Genomic DNA, 17,975 nt, shown 5'->3' with positions numbered 1-17,975 from the left:
ACCGATTCGACCGCCTGTGAAGCCCTTCCGCGATGCTGTCGTCGGGCGGCATTTCACCGCCGCTGTCGCGCTCGGGGTGACCGACCTGGCCAGCGTCATCGTCGCCACTCAGATTACGTGACCCTCGTCGTCGACCCCTGGCGCGATACCTACTCGCTTGAGCGGCGGGCTACTATGCGCTGGGCGCGTACCCGCTGGGAGCGTGGAGTGCAGATGGCCAGGGAGAAGCGCGATTGGCGTCGAGTCGTCACGGTCTACGCCTTTGCGGTCGCCACCCTGCTCATGCTGCTGCTTGGTGTTGTCCTGATCGGCCGCGACACCACGCTTACACGCAACGAGATCTTCTCGGCGGTTGGTTTGAACCTGATCGCGAGCGTAATCTTTGCGGTCACCTTCTCGGCAGTCTCCGGCCAGGTCCAGAACAGGGCGATCGAGGAGAACGTCGAGGAGAGCTTCAGCGAACTGTCTACGCGGCTGATGTCCCATCTATCGCAGACCAATGCGCTGTTTCTTCCGCTGGCGTCCTATGCGGCTTTAGACACGAACACCGGATACGGTGACGCTTTCAACTGTGACCTGACCAGAAGCCTGCACCGAACCGGTCAGATCACTTTCTACGGCCCGACCGCCTGGTTCGTGCCGGCCCGGCTGCAGGTCACGACCATGACTAGGGTTGCCCGCATCGCAATATGCATACTTGATCCCCGCAACAGAGCTGCAGTCGCTCAAGTGGCATCGGACCAGTCCGAGGCGCCATGGGCGCAGGGGATGACCCGAGCCGCGATCGAGGAGACCCTGAGGACAGATCTACTTCGGACGGTCGTGGCGTTGTTTGAGTGGCGAACTCGCTGCCCAGTCGAGATCCTCTACCATGACGACACTTCGGTGTTCCGCTTCATAATGACGGACGACGCAATCTACCTAACGTGGCTGCGAGGTGACTCCTCTGTCGGCCGCGACATGGGCGAGTCGTACAGGTTTGGACCAGACTCATTCTTCTACCAGAGCCAGCGCCTGGACATCGTCAGAAGAAGTCAGCTGAACCACGCCAAGGTCACCTTTAACGCCACCGACGACCGCAAGGTGCTTCTGGACCATCTAGAGATGTTGTGCGGGCGGCCGGTGCGAGAGGATGAGGCCGAGGCATGGCTGGAAGAGTACCGCGCCGGCACGGAATCGTTCAGAAGCTATCTGGAACAGCTTAGTGCGGACGGTTAGTCCAGCCTGGTGTCGGACCCGAGCGGGCCTGGATCGGGAAGATGGCCTTTGCGTGCGTCTTGGTCCGTTCGGCCGCCGTTGTGGCTACTCAGCCTCAGCCACGAAAACGCCCTTGCTCTGCTTGCCGTACACCAGGAAGCGATCGTGTAGCAGGCCGAAGGCCCGATTCACCGTTGCAAGCGAGACGTGGTTCTTCTCTGCGAGTTCGGCGGTGGAGGGCAGATTGTCGTGTGCCTTCAGCTCTCCGGACTTGATCTGCCCGGCGATGCCGTCAGCGATGCGGCGGTACTCAGCCTGCTCGTATGGCACGAAGGGAAGTAAAGGTCGGCAAGGTCCTCACTTACCACGAGATCGCAATGTCAAGGTCTGACCCTTCCTGACGTGCTGGTCAGGCGACCGGCCCGATCTGCTTGGCCAGGTTGACGAACGACTGCCAGTCGCCCGGCGTGAAGCCGAGGGTGCCACCTTCGCGGTCCTTTGTGTCCCGGACCAGGACGATGCCCGGCAGGTTGTCGGCGACCTCGACGCACGAACCGCCGTTGGAGCCGCTGCGGCTGCTCTTGCGCCACCTGGCGTCGCCGTGTGCTAGCTCGGCCATCTCAGCGAGGTGGGCGAGCTGCTATTTCATCGCGGCGGGGTGGCTCTTCATGGGCCGGAGCAGTGCCATCACGTCAACGACGGCGACGAGTTGCACGGGCTCGTCGCTGAGGAGGGTGAAGCTTCGGTTGAGCCATGACGCTACGCGCTCTTCGATCTCGCCGTGGCGTTGCGCAAGCAGCAACACCTGACCATGCCCTAAGCAGAATCGCTCGCTTCCCGATCTGTGCTGTCGGCAGGCTGTCGAGATGAAAGCGAGCTTCAGCGGTGAGGTGGCGACGTACTACGCGAGGCACCGACGCGGTTACCCGCCCGACGTGCTCGACGGCCTCGTCGAAGCGTTCGGCCTCAGCCCCGAAGACACGGTGGTCGACCTCGGCTGCGGCACCGGCCAGTTGAGCCTCCCGCTCGCCGCCCGGGTCGGGGCCGTCGTCGGCATGGACCCGGAGCCGGACATGCTGGCCTTGGCCCGCCAAGCGGCCCTCAACGCTGCAAGGCCCAACGCCACGTGGCTGCTCGGCGATGACAGCGACCTGCCCGCGCTGGGCCGGCTGCTCGGCGACCGGACGATCGGCGCGCTGACCGTTGCCGTCGCTATCCACTTCATGGACCGCGACGCGTTGTTCAGGGCCGTCCGACCGCTGCTGCGCCCAGGCGGCGGCGTCGCCGTGGTCACCAACGGCGCACCGCTCTGGCTACAGGACGCCGAGTGGTCCGGCGCACTGCGCGAATGCCTGGAACGGCTGCTCGGGCACCCCGCCACAGCGACGTGCCAAACCGACGAGGCCGGCCGTCTACACAACCAGAACGCCCTCGTTCGGGCCGGCTACCGATACACGGAGTCGTTGGTGCAGTACGACGCCCCGCTTACCATCGACGACATGGTTGGCGGCGTCTTCTCTGCCATATCGGCTGACCGACTACCCTCCAGGCAGGGCCGAGCAACGTTTGCCGCCGAGGTCCGCGACGCACTCGGGGGGCGCGACAAGGTCACCGAGCGGGTCCGCGTCTGGCTGCAGTTCGGCACACCCGCTTGAATGCCGCACCACCATCGGCGAGAGGTGTTCCACGAATCTCAACAGCCAGATCAATGCCATGGCGAGGGCAAGGGGATTGATGTGACCACAGGGAGGGCCAGCGTGCAGGTCGAAGATCCGGGGCGTGCGTTCCGCGAGGCGTGGATCGCCGGAGTTCGTAAGCACTATCCCGGCGAACCGAAGCCGGGCTATGTCGCGCCCTGGGAGGCCACGCCCGAATGGGAACGGGCAAGCGCCGCCGCAGTGTACGAGCAGGTTCACCAGTTCATCGAGGTGGCCGAGGGTGCAACTGCAAAGCTGACCCGTGAACAGAAGGGCCGCTTCGTCGCCCTGTGCTGGACTGCACAGATCTTCAGGCACTTTTCAAACCCGAAAGCCTCCTACGTGGCCGACTGGTCGGAGATGCCAGAGTGGCAGCAGGAGACGGACTCGGACATCTTCGAGCACATCGAGCAGGCACTCATCTCGATGCGCTGATCAGGGGCATGAGCCGGCCGGCCAGCTTGAAGACTTGCGTTGGCAAGCGGTGATACTCACGTCGACGGAGGCGCGCCCCGCCGAGCCGCCGAGCCAGCGCGACGGCAGTTCAGCATGCGCCAAACGCACAGGCAGCCTCGACGCACCATGGAAAGGTGAGGGAGCCTCCAGCATGGCGCACACTTCCGGACAGTCATGTCCGCACGATCCTCGCGGCGTGTTGACACCGCCCACGGCGGAAGAGATCTACGGCTGGCTCGGCGTCCGGTTCGCCATGCTGGAGGCCCCTCACCACCGCGCCCACATGGTCGGCTGGCACAAGGAGACCACCCACGCCGACGCGCACGGAGTCGCCCGCGACATGGGCCGACCGAGGCCCGTCGAGGTCAGCATCGGCCACGAACTCGACGACGGCGCCACCATCGATGTCACCACAGTCCGCGACGACACCGGCGGTGCCTCCGTGGTGTACCACCTGTGGACCAGCCTGATCAACTACCAGCTCGCACTGGCAGGGCGTCGAGGCACGCCTCCGTGGGGCAGCGGCCCACCACCACCGCAGTACGTCGACCGGCTCGACACCAACAACCCGCCCGAACCCGCCGGAACGCGCACACTGTCCGTGGACGGCGGGGACGCCACAGCGTGGGTCTACCTCGCCTGCCCGGACATGGCCACGGGAGCGCCGCTCGCCGCCTGCGGAGGCCACATCGGAACCTCGCTGGTCATGGTCATCGGACCGCAGGACACCGTCTTGGCCGCGGAACTGCGCATGTTGCCCCAGCCCGAGTTGCCCGTCGGCGTCTGAAGTCGCCCTCCGGTGCGGGTAGCGGAGGCGGCACCCTCAACGGTGCTGCCTCCTGATCAATGCCCATGGCCGAGGCTCGTCCGTGCCGCGTCACTGACGTTCGATGACAACTCCTTGACGTGCTGGTCAGGCGACGGGCCCGATCTGCTTGGCCAGGTTGACGAATGACTGCCAGTGGCCCGGTGTGAAGCCGAGGGTGCCGCCTTCGCGGTCCTTCGTGTCCCGGACCAGGACGATGCCTGGCAAGTTGGCGGCGACCTCGACGCACGAACCGCCGTTGGAGCCGCTGCGGATGCTCTTGCGCCACTTGGCGTTGGTCACGTCCATGTCTGCGCTGCCTCCTTGATCAGGTTAGTGACTGCATTAGGGGAGAACGCTTCGCCCCTAATCCCCGCCTACGGCGGGTTGGTCGGTCTTGATCGAACTCCCCATCCTTGGTGCCCTCGATGAAAGCCGCCCACTCCCGGGCTGTGAACACCAACGCTGGGCCCGAGCGGTCCTTGCTGTCACGCAGCGCAACAGCGCTGGTGAGCTGGGCGACTTCCACGCAGTTGCCATTTGCGCCGCTACGAGTGCTGGTCCGCCACGTCGCGGCCCCCAAATCCAGAACGCTCACTTTCGCCTTCCCTCACCCTCACTGTCGATCAAGCGGTCGAGGAACTTCCGCGAGTCGGCCACGTTCAGCGCTGCCGACCGAAGCTGGTCGAACATCTCGGCATACCGCCGGATGTCGGCCTCCTTCTCCAGGTAAAGCGCGCCTGCCATGTTCTCGATGTAGACAAGTTCGGGGTCGGCGGCGTCCGGAAAGTCCATCACGGCGAACGCTCCGTGCATACCCGGATGTGCGCCGACCTTGTAGGGCAGCACCTGGAGCGTGATGTGTGGCCGTTCAGTCAGGTCGAGCAGGTGTCGAAGCTGTTCGGCCATGACCTCCGCGCCACCGACCTCGCGGTGCAGCACGGCCTCGTCGACGATGGCAGACAGCTTGAGCGGATCATCTCTGGTGATGAATGCCTGCCGCTGGGCGCGGGTTTCGACGCGCTTTTGGATTTCGTCGTCACTGGCGTGGGGCAGGCTGGCCGTGACCACGGCGCGGGTGTAGCCCTGCGTTTGGAGTAGGCCGGGCACGAACAGCGACTCGTAGTTGCGGACGCTGCGCGCCTCGCTCTCGAAGCTGATGTAGGTCGTGTACTCCTCGGGCAGTTCCGACTCGTACGCCTGCAACCACCCCAGTTGTGTTGCCTGCTTGGACAGCTCGACCAGGGCGGCGCGGCGCTCTGGGTCACCGACCCCGTACTTGTCCAGCAACGTCAGCAGCGTGCGCCGCTGCGGACGGGCCTTGGCCGTCTCGATGCGGTACAGCGTGGCGCTGTTGATGTTCGTCTGCGCAGCCGCGTCCTCGCGGGTCAGACCGGAAGCTTGGCGGAGGCTGCGCAGCTCGCCGGCCAGGCGTCGAAGCCGAACGGTTGGTGGCTGACGGCGTGTTGCCAAGTTCCATCTCCTTCGCTCCGGTCTCTCTCAAGTCTGCCGGTCTCGTGGGCGCGCCATCCCGACAGGGCAACTGATCGCCGTCCGTGCAAACGCAAGTCTTGCGTTCTCACTGTGTGTGGGCGCAAGATAGCTGAGAGCACGACACGGCGAGAGCTCGTCGGTGGCGCTGCTGCCCAAGTGAAGGCAGAAGGAGGCACATGGAGCCCAGCACAGACGCGGTGGGGGATGGTCCTTCTACCGAGTGCAGCGGCCCCCGCGAAGGTGGCGCGGTCTACCGGTCCCGCCGAGGCCTGCTGACGCCAGCCGACGTCCGGTGGCAGGAGTTCCCGTTGACCCGGTTCGGCCGGCGCGGCTTCGACCCAGAGGCGGTCCGTAGGTTCCTGCGCCGGTTGGAGGCTGACCTCGACGCCCTCTACCGGGAACTCGTCGCCGCTCAGGACGAGGCTCGCCGCCACCGGGAGGCCGCAGCGGAACTCCGCGCCGATCGCTGGCGGCCCGACCCCTCGGCGCGGCGGCCCCGAAACGAGTACCGACGCCCGCCCCTGTGGCCGCCCTACCCACCCCGTCGGCAGGGCTGCCACCGTCGGCCGGGGGAGGGGCCGGGCGATGACTGATTACCCGGCGCTGCACGGCCCGTCGCGGCCGGACTGGAACTGCCTGGTCTGCGGCGAGCCGTGGCCGTGCCTGACCCGTAAGCGCCAGCTCAAGGAGCTGTGCCGGTGCAACGTGCGGACCCTCGTCCGCTACCTGACCTCGTACCTCCCGGACGCCCAGGCGGAGATCACGGGCATGAGCAGCGCCGACATAGCCGACCGCATCGTCGGCTGGTGCGCCAGGCCGTTGGAGATGTGGGCGGTCGAGGAGAGCAGCCGGGCCGTACCCAATCTGGGGTGGCGTCGTGACCAGCCGTGAGCTGCCGATAGGACGCCGGGTCGCCCGGCTGCGGACGCGGCGGCGGATGACGCAGCAGATGCTCGCCGACCGACTCGGCAAGTCGAAGAGCTGGGTCGACAAGGTCGAGCGGGGGGTCCGCGCCCTCGACCGCTACACCGTCATCCAGGAACTCGCCGCCGTGCTGCGCGTCGACCCGGTGGCGCTGCTCGGCCGCGATGCCCTGCCGTCGCAGGCCGCCCGCGCCGCCGCGCAGGGCATCGACGGGGTGCGCGCCGCCCTCGACCGCTACGACGCCGCCCTGACCGGGCCGCGGGCGCGGCAGGCGGCACCGCCGGTCGGCGAGCTGGACCAGCGGGTACGGCACGCCTGGCTGACCTACCAGCATGCCGACTACCCCCAACTGCTGCGGATGCTGCCGGAGCTGCTCGGCGACACCCAACACGCCCACTCCACCCAGGGCGACGGTGCTGCGGAGCTGCTGGTGCAGGCGTACCGGATCACGTCGTCGGTGTTGGTGAAGCTCGGCGCGGGTGACCTCGGCTGGCTGGCAGCCGACCGGGCCATGTCCGTGGCCGCCGGCGACCCGCTGCTGGCGGCGGCGGCCGCCGTGCCGCTGGGGCAGGCGCTGCGCGCCCTGCACCGCCCCCGGCCGGCCCTGGCCGTCACGATCGCCGCCGCGCACCGCATCGCCCCCGAGGCGCGGCGCGACGGCCCCTCCCCGAGCCTGGCGCTGCGCGGAACGCTGCTGCTCCAGGCCGCCCTGGCCGCCGCCGGAGCCGGCGACGAACGCGGCGCAGAGGAACTGGTCGACCAGGCGGCCCGGATCGCCGACGAGACAGGCGAGACCGGCGAGGCCGGCGAGGAGCACGACCGGCACTGGACCGGGTTCGGCCCCACGGCGGTGCGGATGGCCCGGGTCGCCGCCGCCGTCGAACTGGGCAACGGCGGCGAGGCGGTGGGCCTGCACGATGGGGTCGTCGGCGCTGACCACTGGCGGCGGTTGCCCGCCGAGCACCGCGCGGCGTACCTGCTCGACGCCAGCCGGGGACACCTCCGGGCCGGCGACCCGCTCGCCGCCGGGCGCGCCCTGGTCGACGCGGACCGGACCGCGCCGGCCGAGGTCCGGTTACGGCCGGTGGCCCGTACGCTGCTCACCGACCTGACGCGCCGCGAGCCGGTCCCGGCGGACGTGGCCCGGCTCGCCGCGGCCCTCGGGCTCGGGTGACGGCCGGACGGCGAGGTCCGGCCCAGGGGCCGTGGTAGGGGCCCGCTAGGGGTTGGCAGCGCCGTCCGGGGCCAAATACCTTCCTCCGGTACGTAGGACCTGGTCTGTGTTGCAGTGGTGTTTGTCTGGCAATTTCTGGTCGGTTCGTGGGCTCTGGTTTTTGCGGCTTGAGGCGTCTGTCGACGGTATTGGGCCGCCTGGTTTTTCCGGCCCGAAGAGGTGGCGGCAATGGCGACTGAGGACACTCTCCGGGAATACCTGAAATGGGTTACCGCGGATCTCCACCAGACGAAGAGGAAACTCGGGGAGCTGGAGGCGGCCCACCGGGAGCCCATCGCCATCGTCGGCATCGGCTGCCGGTTCCCGGGCGGCGTGCGGTCCCCCGAGGACCTGTGGCGGCTCGTCGCCGACGGCCGTGACGCCATCTCCGACTTCCCCGCCGACCGGGGCTGGGACGTCGACCGGCTCGTCCACCCCGACCCCGACCACCCCGGCACCTCGTACGTGGGGCAGGGCGGCTTCCTCGACTCGGCCACCGAGTTCGACGCCGGCTTCTTCGGCATCTCCCCGCGCGAGGCGCTGGGCATGGACCCGCAGCAGCGGCTGCTGCTGGAGACCTCCTGGGAGGCGTTCGAGCACGCCGGCATCGACCCGGCGACGCTGCGCGGCCACCAGGTCGGCGTCTTCGCCAGCACCACCGGCCAGGACTACGCGGCGCTGCTCCAGTCGCCCCCGCCCGGCGTCGAGGGGTACGTCCTCACCGGCACCGCCGCCAGCGTCGTCTCCGGCCGCATCTCGTACGTGCTCGGCGTGGAGGGGCCTGCCGTCTCCGTCGACACCGCCTGCTCGTCGTCGCTGGTGGCGCTGCACCTGGCCTGCCACGCCCTGCGGCAGGGGGAGTGCACCCTCGCGCTGGCCGGCGGCGCGACCGTCATGTCCACCCCGGCCGCGTTCATCGGCTTCTCCCGGCAGCGCGGCCTCGCCTTCGACGGCCGCGTCAAGGCGTTCGCGGGGGCCGCCGACGGCACCGCCTGGGGCGAGGGCGTCGGCGTGCTCCTCGTCGAGCGGCTGTCCGACGCCCGCCGTAACGGCCACCCCGTCCTCGCCGTCGTGCGGGGCTCCGCCGTCAACCAGGACGGCGCGTCCAACGGGCTGACCGCCCCCAACGGCCCCGCCCAGCAGCGGGTGGTGCTCCAGGCGCTGGCCGGCGCGCGGCTCACCCCCGCCGACGTGGACGCCGTCGAGGCCCACGGCACCGGCACCAGCCTCGGCGACCCGATCGAGGCGACCGCCCTGCTCGCCACGTATGGGCAGGGTCGCCCGGCGGACCGGCCGCTGCGGCTCGGCTCGGTCAAGTCGAACATCGGCCACACGCAGGCCGCCGCCGGTGTCGCCGGGGTCATCAAGATGGTGCTGGCCCTGCGCCACGGCCAGCTTCCCGCCACCCTGCACGTCGACGAGCCCACTCCGCACGTCGACTGGACGGCCGGCGCGGTGTCCCTGCTCACCGAGGCGCAGCCCTGGCCGGCGGGGGAGCGGCCCCGCCGCGCGGGCGTCTCCTCGTTCGGGATGAGCGGCACCAACGCCCACGTGATCATCGAGGAGGCCCCGGCGGAGACGCCGGACGCCGCCCCGGCGGCCCCCGGGACCCCGCCCGCCGAGGCCGCCCCGGCGACCCGACCGGCCGGCCCCGCCCCGGTGGCGACCGCCGGCCTGGTCCCGGTGCTGCTGTCCGCCCGGGACGCCGCCGGCCTCGCCGCCCAAGCCACCCGCTGGGCCGACTGGCTCGCCACCGAAGCCGACCCTGGCGCTGCCGCCGAGTCCGACGCCAGCACCGAAGCCGCCGGCACCGGGACCGACGCCGGGGCGCGGCTGGCCGACCTCGGCTGGTCGTCGGTCACCACCCGGGGCGCCCTCGAACACCGGGCCGTCGTCCTCGCCGCCGACCGCGCCGACCTGCTGCGCGACCTGCGTACGCTCGCCGCCGGCGACACCGCCCCCGGCCTCGTCACCGGCACCCCGCGCGGCGGGCAGGTGGCGTTCCTGTTCTCCGGGCAGGGTGCCCAGCGCGTCGGGATGGGCCGCGAGCTGGCCGAGGCGTTCCCGGTGTTCGCCGCCGCGCTCGACGAGGTGTGCGGGCACCTCGACCCCCGGCTGCCGAAGCCGCTGAAGACCGTCCTGTTCGCCGAGGCCGGCACCCCCGAGGCCGCCCTGCTCGACCAGACCGTGTTCACCCAGGCCGGGCTGTTCGCCGTCGAGGTGGCGCTGCACCGGCTGCTGGAGTCCTGGGGCGTCACCCCTGACGTGCTGATCGGCCACTCGATCGGCGAGATCACCGCCGCCCACGCCGCCGGGGTGTTCAGCCTCGCCGACGCGGCGACGCTGGTCGCCGCCCGGGGGCGGCTGATGCAGGCGCTGCCGGCCGGCGGGGCGATGCTGGCCGTCGCCGCGCCCGAGGGCGAGGTGGCGGCGAGCCTGGAGGAGCACGCCGGCCGGGTGGGGATCGCCGCCGTCAACGGCCCGGCCGCCGTGGTCGTCTCCGGTGCCGAGGCCGCCGTCGACGAACTCGCCGACCTGTGGGCCGCGCGCGGGGTGAAGACCAGGCGGCTGACCGTCAGCCACGCGTTCCACAGCCCGCTGATGGAGCCGATGCTCGCCGGGTTCGCGGCCGTCGTCGCCGGGCTCGACCTGCGCGCGCCGGCCCTGCCGGTCGTGTCCAACCTGACCGGTGACCTGGCCGACCCGGAGGCGCTGCGCACCCCGGACTACTGGGTGCGGCACGTCCGCGAGGCGGTCCGCTTCGCCGACGGCGTCGAGCGGCTGCACGCCCACGGCGTCGGCACGTACCTCGAGGTCGGCCCCAGCGGGGTGCTCACCGCGCTGACCCGGGAGATCCTCGGGCCCGACGCCGACCCCGCCGCCGTGGCGCTGCTGCGCCGCGACCGCCCCGAGCCGGCGTCCCTGCTCACCGCGCTCGCCGAGCTGCACGTCGCCGGCGTGCCCGTCGGCTGGCGGGAACTGTTCGCCGGCACCGACCCCCGCCGGGTCCGGCTGCCCGGGTACGCGTTCCACCGCGAGCGCTACTGGCCCGACCTGACGGCCCTGCCCGCCCCCGCCGGCACGGAGTCCACCGCCGACGCCGCGTTCTGGGCGGCCGTCGAACGGGCCGACGTCGACGCGCTGCGCGACCAGCTCGGCACCGCCCCGGCCGGCGACGCCGACCCCGTGGACGCCCTGCTGCCCGCGCTGCCCGTCCTCGCCGCCTGGCGACGCGACCGGCACGACTCGGGCGTGGCGGACGGCTGGTCGTACCAGGTGGTGTGGAAGCCCGTGCCGGTCGCCGAGGGTGACCGGCCGACGGGCCGCTGGCTGCTCGTGCTGCCCGCCGACGCCGCGCCCGCCTGGGCCGACGGCCTCGCCGGCCTGCTGCAGGCCGGCGGCGACGAACCGGCGACCCTGCGCGTCGGGGCCGACGACCTCGACCGGGCCGCGCTCGCCGACCGGCTGCGCGCCGCCGTCGGCGACGCGCCCGTCGCCGGGGTGCTGCACCTCGTCGCCGGCCAGGACGCGCTGCTGCCCGCCCACCCCGGCACGAGCGTCGCGGCCGCCACCACCCTCGTGCTGCTCCAGGCCCTCACCGACCTCGACGTCGCCGCGCCCGTCTGGTGCGTCACCAGCGGGGCCGTCAAGGCCGGCCCCGCCGACCGGGTCGACCACCCCCTCCAGACCCTCGTGTGGGGCCTCGGCCGGGCCGCCGCCGTCGAGCAGCCGCACCGCTGGGGCGGCCTCGTCGACGTGCCGGCCAACCCCGACGAGAGCGTGCTGCGCCGGCTCGCCGCCGTCCTGGCCGGCGGCAGCGGCGAGGAGCAGGTCGCCGTGCGCCCCGGCGGCGTCTGGGGCCGCCGGCTCGCCCCGGCCGCCGCCCCCGACCGGCCCGCCGCCGACTGGTGGGCCGACGGCACCGTCCTGGTCACCGGCGGCACCGGCGCGCTCGGCGGCCACGTCACCCGCTGGTTGCTCGACAAGGGTGCCCGCCGGGTCGTCCTCGTCGGCCGGCGCGGCGCCGCGACCCCCGGCCTCCTCGACGGGTACGCCGACGACGGGCGGGTCACCGCCGTCGCCTGCGACGTGACCGACCGGGACGCCGTCGCCGCGCTGCTGGACACGCTGCCCGACCTGACCGCCGTGGTGCACGCCGCCGGCACCGACCAGCTCACCCCGCTCACCGGCACCACCCTCGACGAGTTCTCCCACGTCGTCGCCGGCAAGGTGCTCGGCGCGCTGCACCTGCACGACTGCCTCGCCGACCGGCCGCTGACCGCGTTCCTGTTGTTCTCCTCCATCTCCGGCGTGTGGGGCAGCGCCGGCCAGTGCGCGTACGGGGCCGGCAACTCGCTGCTCGACGCGCTCGCCGTGCACCGCCGCGACCGGGGCCTCGCCGCCACCGCCGTGTCCTGGACCGCGTGGGGCGGGGCCGACGGCATGGCCGCCAAGAACACCGCCACCGAGGCGCTGCACCGGATGGGCCTGCCCACCATCGACCCGCAGCACGCCCTCGTCGCCCTCGACCGGGCGGTGCGCCGACCCACCCCCTGCGTCACCGTCGCCGACGTCGACTGGGGACGCTTCCATCCGGCGTTCACCCTCACCCGGCCCAGCCCGCTGCTGTCCGAGCTGCCCCAGGTGCGGGCCCTCGCCGAAGCCGACGCCGAGGCCGCCGCCGCGCCGGCCGGCGTCGCCGACGCCCTGCGCCACCTCGCCGACCTGCCCGAGGCCGAGCAGGAACGCGAACTGCTCGCCATCGTCAACGCGCAGACCGCCCGCGTCCTCGGCCACGCCACCGCCGACGACCTGCGCGGCCGGCCGTTCGCCGACCTCGGCTTCGACTCGCTCACCGCCGTGGACCTGCGTACCCGGCTCAACGAGGTCACCGGGCTGCGCCTGCCGTCCACCCTCGTCTTCGACCACCCGACCCCCGCCGACCTGGCCCGGCACCTGCGCGAGACCGCGTTCGGCGGCACCGCCGCCGCACCCGCCGAGGCCCGCGTCGCCGCCGGCACCGACGAGCCCGTCGCCATCGTCGGCATGGCCTGCCGCTACCCCGGCGACGCCCGCAGCCCCGAGGAGCTGTGGCGGCTCGTCACCGACGGCGTCGACGCCATCGGCGACTTCCCCACCGACCGGGGCTGGGACACCCCCACCCCGGACAGCGGCTACGCCCCGGCCGGCGGCTTCCTCTACGACGTCCCGGCCTTCGACCCCGCGTTCTTCGGCATCTCGCCGCGCGAGGCCCTCGCGATGGACCCGCAACAGCGGCTCACCCTGGAGGCGTCCTGGGAGGTCCTGGAACGCGCCGGGCTCGAACCCGGCAGCCTGAAGGGCAGCCGTACGGGCGTGTTCGTCGGCGCGTCCACCTCCGGCTACGGGACGGGGCTCACCGAGGTGCCCGAGGGCACCGAGGGATACCTGATGACCGGCGCCGCGCACAGCATCATCTCCGGCCGGGTCGCGTACACGCTCGGCCTTGAAGGGCCGGCCGTCACCGTCGACACGGCCTGCTCGTCGTCCCTCGTCGCGCTGCACCTGGCCGGCGAGGCGCTGCGCCGGGGCGAGTGCGACCTGGCCCTGGCCGGCGGCGTCACCGTGATGGCCACCCCCGGCACGTTCGCCGAGTTCTCCCGCCAGCAGGGCCTCGCCGCCGACGGCCGGTGCAAGTCGTTCGCGGCGTCGGCCGACGGGACGGGCTGGTCCGAGGGCGTCGGCATGCTCCTCGTCGAACGGCTCTCCGACGCCCGCCGCAACGGGCACCGGGTCCTCGCCGTGGTGCGCGGCTCTGCGGTGAACCAGGACGGTGCGTCGAACGGTCTGACCGCGCCGAATGGTCCGTCGCAGCAGCGGGTGATCCGGCAGGCGCTGGCGAACGCCCGGTTGTCCACGTCGGACGTGGACGTGGTGGAGGCGCACGGCACGGGCACGACGTTGGGTGACCCGATCGAGGCGCAGGCGCTGCTGGCCACGTATGGGCAGGGTCGGGGCGATGCCGCGCCGCTGTTGTTGGGGTCGATCAAGTCGAACATCGGTCATGCGCAGGCGGCGGCGGGTGTGGCCGGGGTGATCAAGGTGGTGCAGGCGATGCGGCACGGGGTCGTGCCGGCGTCGTTGCACGTGGATGAGCCGTCGCCGCACATCGACTGGTCTGCGGGCGCGGTGGACCTGGTGACCGAGGCGCGGCCGTGGCCGGCGGTGGACCGGCCGCGTCGGGCGGCGGTGTCGTCGTTCGGCATGTCCGGCACCAACGCCCACGTCATCGTCGAGCAGCCGGAGGAGCCCGCCGACGCCCCCGTCGAGGACCCCGCGCCGGGACTGGTCGACGCGGACGTCCTCGTCTGGCCGGTGTCGGCGCGGTCGGCGGCAGCGCTCCGCGACCAGGCCGCCCGCCTGGCCAACCACGTACGCGACCGCGACGCCCTCGACCCTGCCGCGCTGGCCTGGTCCCTCGCCACGACCCGCGCCACGTTCGACCAGCGCGCCTCGGTGGTCGGGTCGGGCGTGGCCGACCTGCTGTCGGGGTTGGACGCCCTGGCGTCCGGTCAGCCGGCGGGCAACGTGGTCGCCGGTGTGGCATCGGGTCACGGTGCGGGTCCGGTGTTCGTGTTCCCGGGGCAGGGTGCGCAGTCGGCGCGCATGGCCGCCGGTCTGGTGGGCCGTACGCCGGTGTTCGACGCGCGCCTTGGGGAGTGTCAGCGGGCTCTCGCCCCGTATCTCGACGTCGACCTCGTCTCCGTGTTGACCGGGGTTGACGAGTCGTGGTTGGAGCGGGTGGAGGTGGTGCAGCCGGTCCTGTGGGCGGTGGGTATCGCCCTGGCCGCGGTGTGGGAGCACGCGGGTGTGTCCCCGCAGGCGGTGGTCGGCCACTCCCAGGGTGAGATCGGTGCGGCGTGCGTCGCCGGGATCCTGTCCCTAAAGGACGCGGCGAAGACCGTCGCGCTGAGGTCGCGGGCGCTTGCGGTGCTGCGGGGGACGGGTGCGATGGCGTCGGTGGACCTGTCCGCCGACGCGGTGGCCGAACGTCTCCACGCCTTCTCCGGTGTGGGTGTGGCGGCGGTGAACGGTCCCGCCACGGTGGTGGTGTCCGGGCCGCCGCAGCCCGTCGCGGACCTGGTGCAGGCGTGCCAGGACGAGGGCATCCGCGCCCGCCTGATTCCGGTGGACTACGCGTCGCACTCCCCATCGGTGCAGGACGTCGCCGAACGGCTCCGCGCCGACCTGGCCGACGTCGCCCCGCAGCCGGGCCACATCCGGCTCGTCTCGACGCTGACCGGCGACTGGGTCGACCCCGCCACCATGACCGCCGACTACTGGTATGACAACCTGCGGCAGACCGTCCAGTTCGACGCGGCCGTCCGCGTCGCTGTCGCGGCCGGGCACACCACGTTCGTGGAGATCAGTCCGCACCCGGTGTTGACGATGCCGGTGACGGCGATCCTCGACGACGCCGGCGTCACCGGCCACACGCTGGGCAGCCTGCGGCGGGGTGACGACGACCCGACGCGACTCCTGACCAACCTGGCCACCGCCCACGCGATCGGCCTGCCCGTCGACCTCACCAAGGTCCTCGCCGCGACGGCGATCGTCGACCTGCCCACCTACCCGTTCGCGCGGGACCGCTACTGGCTGCAGGGCAGCGGCGCGAGCCGGGCCGGGCTGCCGTCGGTCGGCCTCGACGCCGCCGACCATCCGCTGCTCAGTGCCGTGGCCGACCTGCCGGGCGACGAGGGCCTGCTGCTCACCGGCCGGATCTCCCTGGCCACCCACCCGTGGCTCGCCGACCACGCCGTGCTCGGCACCGTCCTGCTCCCCGGCACCGCGCTGGTCGAGCTGGCCTCCTTCAGCGGCCGGCACCTCGACGCCGCCCACGTCACCGAGCTGGTGCTGGAGGCCCCGCTCGCCGTGCCGGAGGAGGGGAGCGTCGACCTGCGGGTCCGCGTCGGCGCGGCCGGCGAGGACGGCCTGCGGCCCGTCTCCGTCCACTCGTCCGTCGGCGAGGCCCATCTGTCCGGGGGCGACGGCGGCGACCAGCCCGGGGCGGCCGGCCGGCAGTGGCAGCGGCACGCCCACGGCCTGCTCGCCCCCACCCGGCCGGTGACCGTCGCCCCGGCCGCCGCGTGGCCCCCACCCGGGGCGGAACCGATCGCCCTCGACGCCCTGTATCCGCACCTCGCCGAGCAGGGCTACCACTACGGTCCGGTGTTCCGGGCGTTGCGCGCCGCCTGGCGGCACGGCGACGACCTCCTCGCCGAGGTCGCCCTCGACGCCGACGCGCCGGGCGACGCGGCCCCGTTCACCGTGCACCCGGCCCTGCTCGACGCCGCCCTGCACGCCATCGGCGCGAGCGCCCTCGGCCGCGCCGACGCCGGCAGCCAGGCCGACAGCGAGGCCGACAGCACCGGCAGCGCCCACAGCGAGGCCGCCGGCAGCGACAGCACCGGCAGCGGCGCGCAGCCGGGGCTGCCGTTCTCCTGGACCGGGGTGGCGATCGCGCCCACCCGGGCCCGGGAACTGCGCGTGCGGCTCACCGCCGCCGACGGGTCGGTGGCGGCCACCGTCACGGACACCGGCGGCGTGCCCGTCGCCTCCCTCGACGCCCTCGTGCTGCGGTCGATCACCGCCGACCAGCTCAGCGCCGCCCGCCGCACCGCCAACCGGTCCCTGCACCGCCTCGACTGGGTCACCCCGGAACCGGCCGCCGCCCGGCCCGCCGCCCTCGCCGCGCTCGGCGCCGGGTGGCCGGGCGTCGCCGGCCCCGGAGGGAGCGACGGGTGGCCGGGTGTCGACGCGTACCCGAGCCTGGACGACCTGGTGGCGGCCGTGGCCGGCGGCGCGGCCCGGCCCGACGCGGTGCTCGCCGCCGTGACCGGGCAGCGCGCCGACGAGCCGGGCCCGGCGCGGGCCGCGCACCTGGCCGCCCACGAGGCCCTCGCCCTGGCGCAGGACTGGCTGGCCCGGCCGGAGCTGGAGGCGGCCCGGCTCGTCGTGGTCACCCGGGGCGCGGTCGCCGTCGCCACCGACGACCGGCTCACCGACCTGCCCGCCGCGACCGTGTGGGGCCTGGTGCGCTCCGCCCAGTCGGAGCACCCGGGCCGGATCGTCCTGCTCGACCTCGACGACGACCCCCGGTCGGCGGCGGCGCTGCCGGCGGCCCTGGCCACCGGGGAGCCGCAGCTCGCCGTGCGCGCCGGGCAGCTCCGCGCGCCCCGGCTGGCCCGGCTCGGCCCGCCGCCGCCGGACGCCACGGCCCCCGACCTGTCCGCCGGCACGGTCCTGGTCACCGGCGCGACCGGCGCGCTCGGCCGGCTCGTCGCCCGGCACCTGGCCACCCGGCACCGGGTACGTGGGCTGCTGCTGGTCAGCCGCAGCGGCCCCGACGCCCCCGGCGCGGCCGACCTCGTCGCCGAGCTTGCCGGCCTCGGCGTCGCCGCGCAGGTGGTCGCCGCCGACGTCACCGACCGCGACGCGCTCGCCGTGCTGCTCGACGAGGTACCCGCCGACCGGCCCCTCGTCGGCGTCGTGCACGCCGCCGGGGTCCTAGACGACGGGGTGCTGCCGGCGCTCACCCCGGCCCGCTTCGACGCCGTCCTCGGGCCGAAGGTCGACGCCGCCTGGCACCTGCACGAGCTGACCGAGAAGCTGGACCTCGCCGCGTTCGTGCTGTTCTCGTCGGCGTCCGGGCTGTTCGGCGGCCCCGGGCAGGCCAACCACGCCGCCGCGAACGCCTTCCTCGACGCGCTCGCCCACCATCGGCGCTCGCGCGGGCTCACCGTCACGTCGATGGCGTGGGGGCCGTGGGCCAACCCGGACCTGCCCGGCGGGCGGCCCGGTCACGTCGACGAGCGGCGGATGAGCCGGGGCGGCTTCCGCCCCCTCGACGCCGACGAGGGCATGGAGCTGTTCACCGAGGGGCTGCGGCACGCCGACCCGGTGGTCGTACCCGTCGCCCTGGACCTGGGGGTGCTCGGCCGGCTCGGGCCGGCGCTGCCCCGGCTGCTGCACGGCCTGGTCCGCCCGGCCGGCGCGGCGGCACCGGCGGCGGCCCCGGCCGCCGACGCGGCGGCGGCGCTGCGCGACACCCTCGCCGCCACCGCGGAGGCCGAGCGCGACCGGGTGCTGTCCGACCTGGTCCGCACCCACGCGGCGGCGGTCCTCGGGTACGCGTCGCTGCGTGACATCG

General features: G+C 73.0%; 14 protein-coding genes. 8 read left to right on the top strand and 6 right to left on the bottom strand.

Going from position 1 to position 17,975, the window contains the following annotated elements:
- Positions 1–117 precede the first annotated feature (117 nt).
- Complete coding sequence (locus LPA42_RS27725; protein ID WP_077937018.1) at positions 118–1,218, top strand: hypothetical protein; 1,101 nt, start codon at positions 118–120, stop codon at positions 1,216–1,218.
- 84 nt (positions 1,219–1,302) lie between these two features.
- On the opposite strand, the gene LPA42_RS27720 is transcribed toward LPA42_RS27725, so the two are convergent.
- The 3 genes from LPA42_RS27720 to LPA42_RS27710 all read right to left on the bottom strand — a co-directional run bounded on the left by LPA42_RS27720 (position 1,303) and on the right by LPA42_RS27710 (position 2,002).
- Complete coding sequence (locus tag LPA42_RS27720; protein WP_077937019.1) at positions 1,303–1,527, bottom strand: GntR family transcriptional regulator; 225 nt, start codon at positions 1,525–1,527, stop codon at positions 1,303–1,305.
- Positions 1,528–1,606: 79 nt separating this feature from the next.
- Positions 1,607–1,816: a DUF397 domain-containing protein gene (locus LPA42_RS27715; RefSeq protein ID WP_077937020.1), complete on the bottom strand. Its 210-nt coding sequence runs from the start codon at positions 1,814–1,816 to the stop codon at positions 1,607–1,609.
- Positions 1,817–1,837: 21 nt separating this feature from the next.
- A complete protein-coding gene (locus LPA42_RS27710; protein WP_158229400.1) occupies positions 1,838–2,002 on the bottom strand; it encodes a hypothetical protein in 165 nt (54 codons plus the stop codon).
- Between the two features lie 61 nt (positions 2,003–2,063).
- Between LPA42_RS27710 and LPA42_RS27705 the strand changes: the two genes are divergently transcribed.
- From LPA42_RS27705 to LPA42_RS27695, 3 genes are all read left to right on the top strand, one after another.
- Complete coding sequence (locus LPA42_RS27705; protein WP_077937021.1) at positions 2,064–2,852, top strand: class I SAM-dependent methyltransferase; 789 nt, start codon at positions 2,064–2,066, stop codon at positions 2,850–2,852.
- Between the two features lie 81 nt (positions 2,853–2,933).
- Entirely contained in the window at positions 2,934–3,329 is a 396-nt protein-coding gene (locus LPA42_RS27700) for a hypothetical protein (RefSeq protein WP_077937022.1), read from the top strand.
- Between the two features lie 172 nt (positions 3,330–3,501).
- On the top strand, positions 3,502–4,137 hold the full coding sequence (locus LPA42_RS27695; protein ID WP_144082600.1) for a hypothetical protein: 636 nt from the start codon (positions 3,502–3,504) through the stop codon (positions 4,135–4,137).
- Positions 4,138–4,263: 126 nt separating this feature from the next.
- Here LPA42_RS27695 and LPA42_RS27690 read toward each other — a convergent pair whose 3' ends face one another.
- Genes LPA42_RS27690 through LPA42_RS27680 form a run of 3 tightly spaced genes read right to left on the bottom strand, consistent with a single transcriptional unit; the run spans position 4,264 to position 5,628 of the window.
- On the bottom strand, positions 4,264–4,464 hold the full coding sequence (locus tag LPA42_RS27690; RefSeq protein WP_077937024.1) for a DUF397 domain-containing protein: 201 nt from the start codon (positions 4,462–4,464) through the stop codon (positions 4,264–4,266).
- Between the two features lie 19 nt (positions 4,465–4,483).
- Positions 4,484–4,753 (bottom strand): DUF397 domain-containing protein, encoded by a 270-nt coding sequence (locus LPA42_RS27685; RefSeq protein WP_077937025.1) that lies wholly within the window; start codon positions 4,751–4,753, stop codon positions 4,484–4,486.
- Positions 4,750–5,628, bottom strand: coding sequence for a helix-turn-helix transcriptional regulator (locus LPA42_RS27680; RefSeq protein WP_228986966.1), 879 nt, complete (start codon positions 5,626–5,628; stop codon positions 4,750–4,752). The genes LPA42_RS27685 and LPA42_RS27680 overlap by 4 nt, the downstream gene beginning before the upstream one ends.
- A gap of 197 nt (positions 5,629–5,825) precedes the next feature.
- Here LPA42_RS27680 and LPA42_RS34760 point away from each other — a divergent pair, with 197 nt between their 5' ends.
- From LPA42_RS34760 to LPA42_RS27665, 4 genes are all read left to right on the top strand, one after another.
- Positions 5,826–6,242, top strand: a complete 417-nt coding sequence (locus tag LPA42_RS34760; RefSeq protein WP_077937026.1) for a DivIVA domain-containing protein — start codon at positions 5,826–5,828, stop codon at positions 6,240–6,242.
- Positions 6,235–6,540, top strand: coding sequence for a hypothetical protein (locus LPA42_RS27675; RefSeq protein ID WP_077937027.1), 306 nt, complete (start codon positions 6,235–6,237; stop codon positions 6,538–6,540). Before LPA42_RS34760 ends, LPA42_RS27675 begins: the two co-directional genes overlap by 8 nt.
- Positions 6,527–7,747: a helix-turn-helix domain-containing protein gene (locus LPA42_RS27670; protein ID WP_077937028.1), complete on the top strand. Its 1,221-nt coding sequence runs from the start codon at positions 6,527–6,529 to the stop codon at positions 7,745–7,747. Before LPA42_RS27675 ends, LPA42_RS27670 begins: the two co-directional genes overlap by 14 nt.
- A 228-nt stretch (positions 7,748–7,975) precedes the next feature.
- The coding region (locus LPA42_RS27665) for a type I polyketide synthase (protein ID WP_228986965.1) at positions 7,976–17,975 on the top strand (10,000 nt) is incomplete at its 3' end.

It is taken from the genome of Micromonospora sp. DH13, from assembly GCF_020873825.1.
Classification (GTDB): Bacteria; Actinomycetota; Actinomycetes; order Mycobacteriales; family Micromonosporaceae; genus Micromonospora; species Micromonospora haikouensis.
Note: the sequence above shows the minus strand (reverse complement) of the source record. Positions and strands in the feature narration are given on the sequence as shown.

What these genes read in the sequence shown, in the direction of transcription:
- LPA42_RS27705 (WP_077937021.1), top strand. Translation starts at nt 2,064, where the DNA reads ATGAAAGCGAGCTTCAGCGGTGAGGTGGCGACGTACTACGCGAGGCAC.
- LPA42_RS34760 (WP_077937026.1), top strand. Translation starts at nt 5,826, where the DNA reads ATGGAGCCCAGCACAGACGCGGTGGGGGATGGTCCTTCTACCGAGTGC.
- LPA42_RS27715 (WP_077937020.1), bottom strand. Translation starts at nt 1,816, where the DNA reads ATGGCCGAGCTAGCACACGGCGACGCCAGGTGGCGCAAGAGCAGCCGC.
- LPA42_RS27675 (WP_077937027.1), top strand. Translation starts at nt 6,235, where the DNA reads ATGACTGATTACCCGGCGCTGCACGGCCCGTCGCGGCCGGACTGGAAC.
- LPA42_RS27695 (WP_144082600.1), top strand. Translation starts at nt 3,502, where the DNA reads ATGGCGCACACTTCCGGACAGTCATGTCCGCACGATCCTCGCGGCGTG.
- LPA42_RS27690 (WP_077937024.1), bottom strand. Translation starts at nt 4,464, where the DNA reads ATGGACGTGACCAACGCCAAGTGGCGCAAGAGCATCCGCAGCGGCTCC.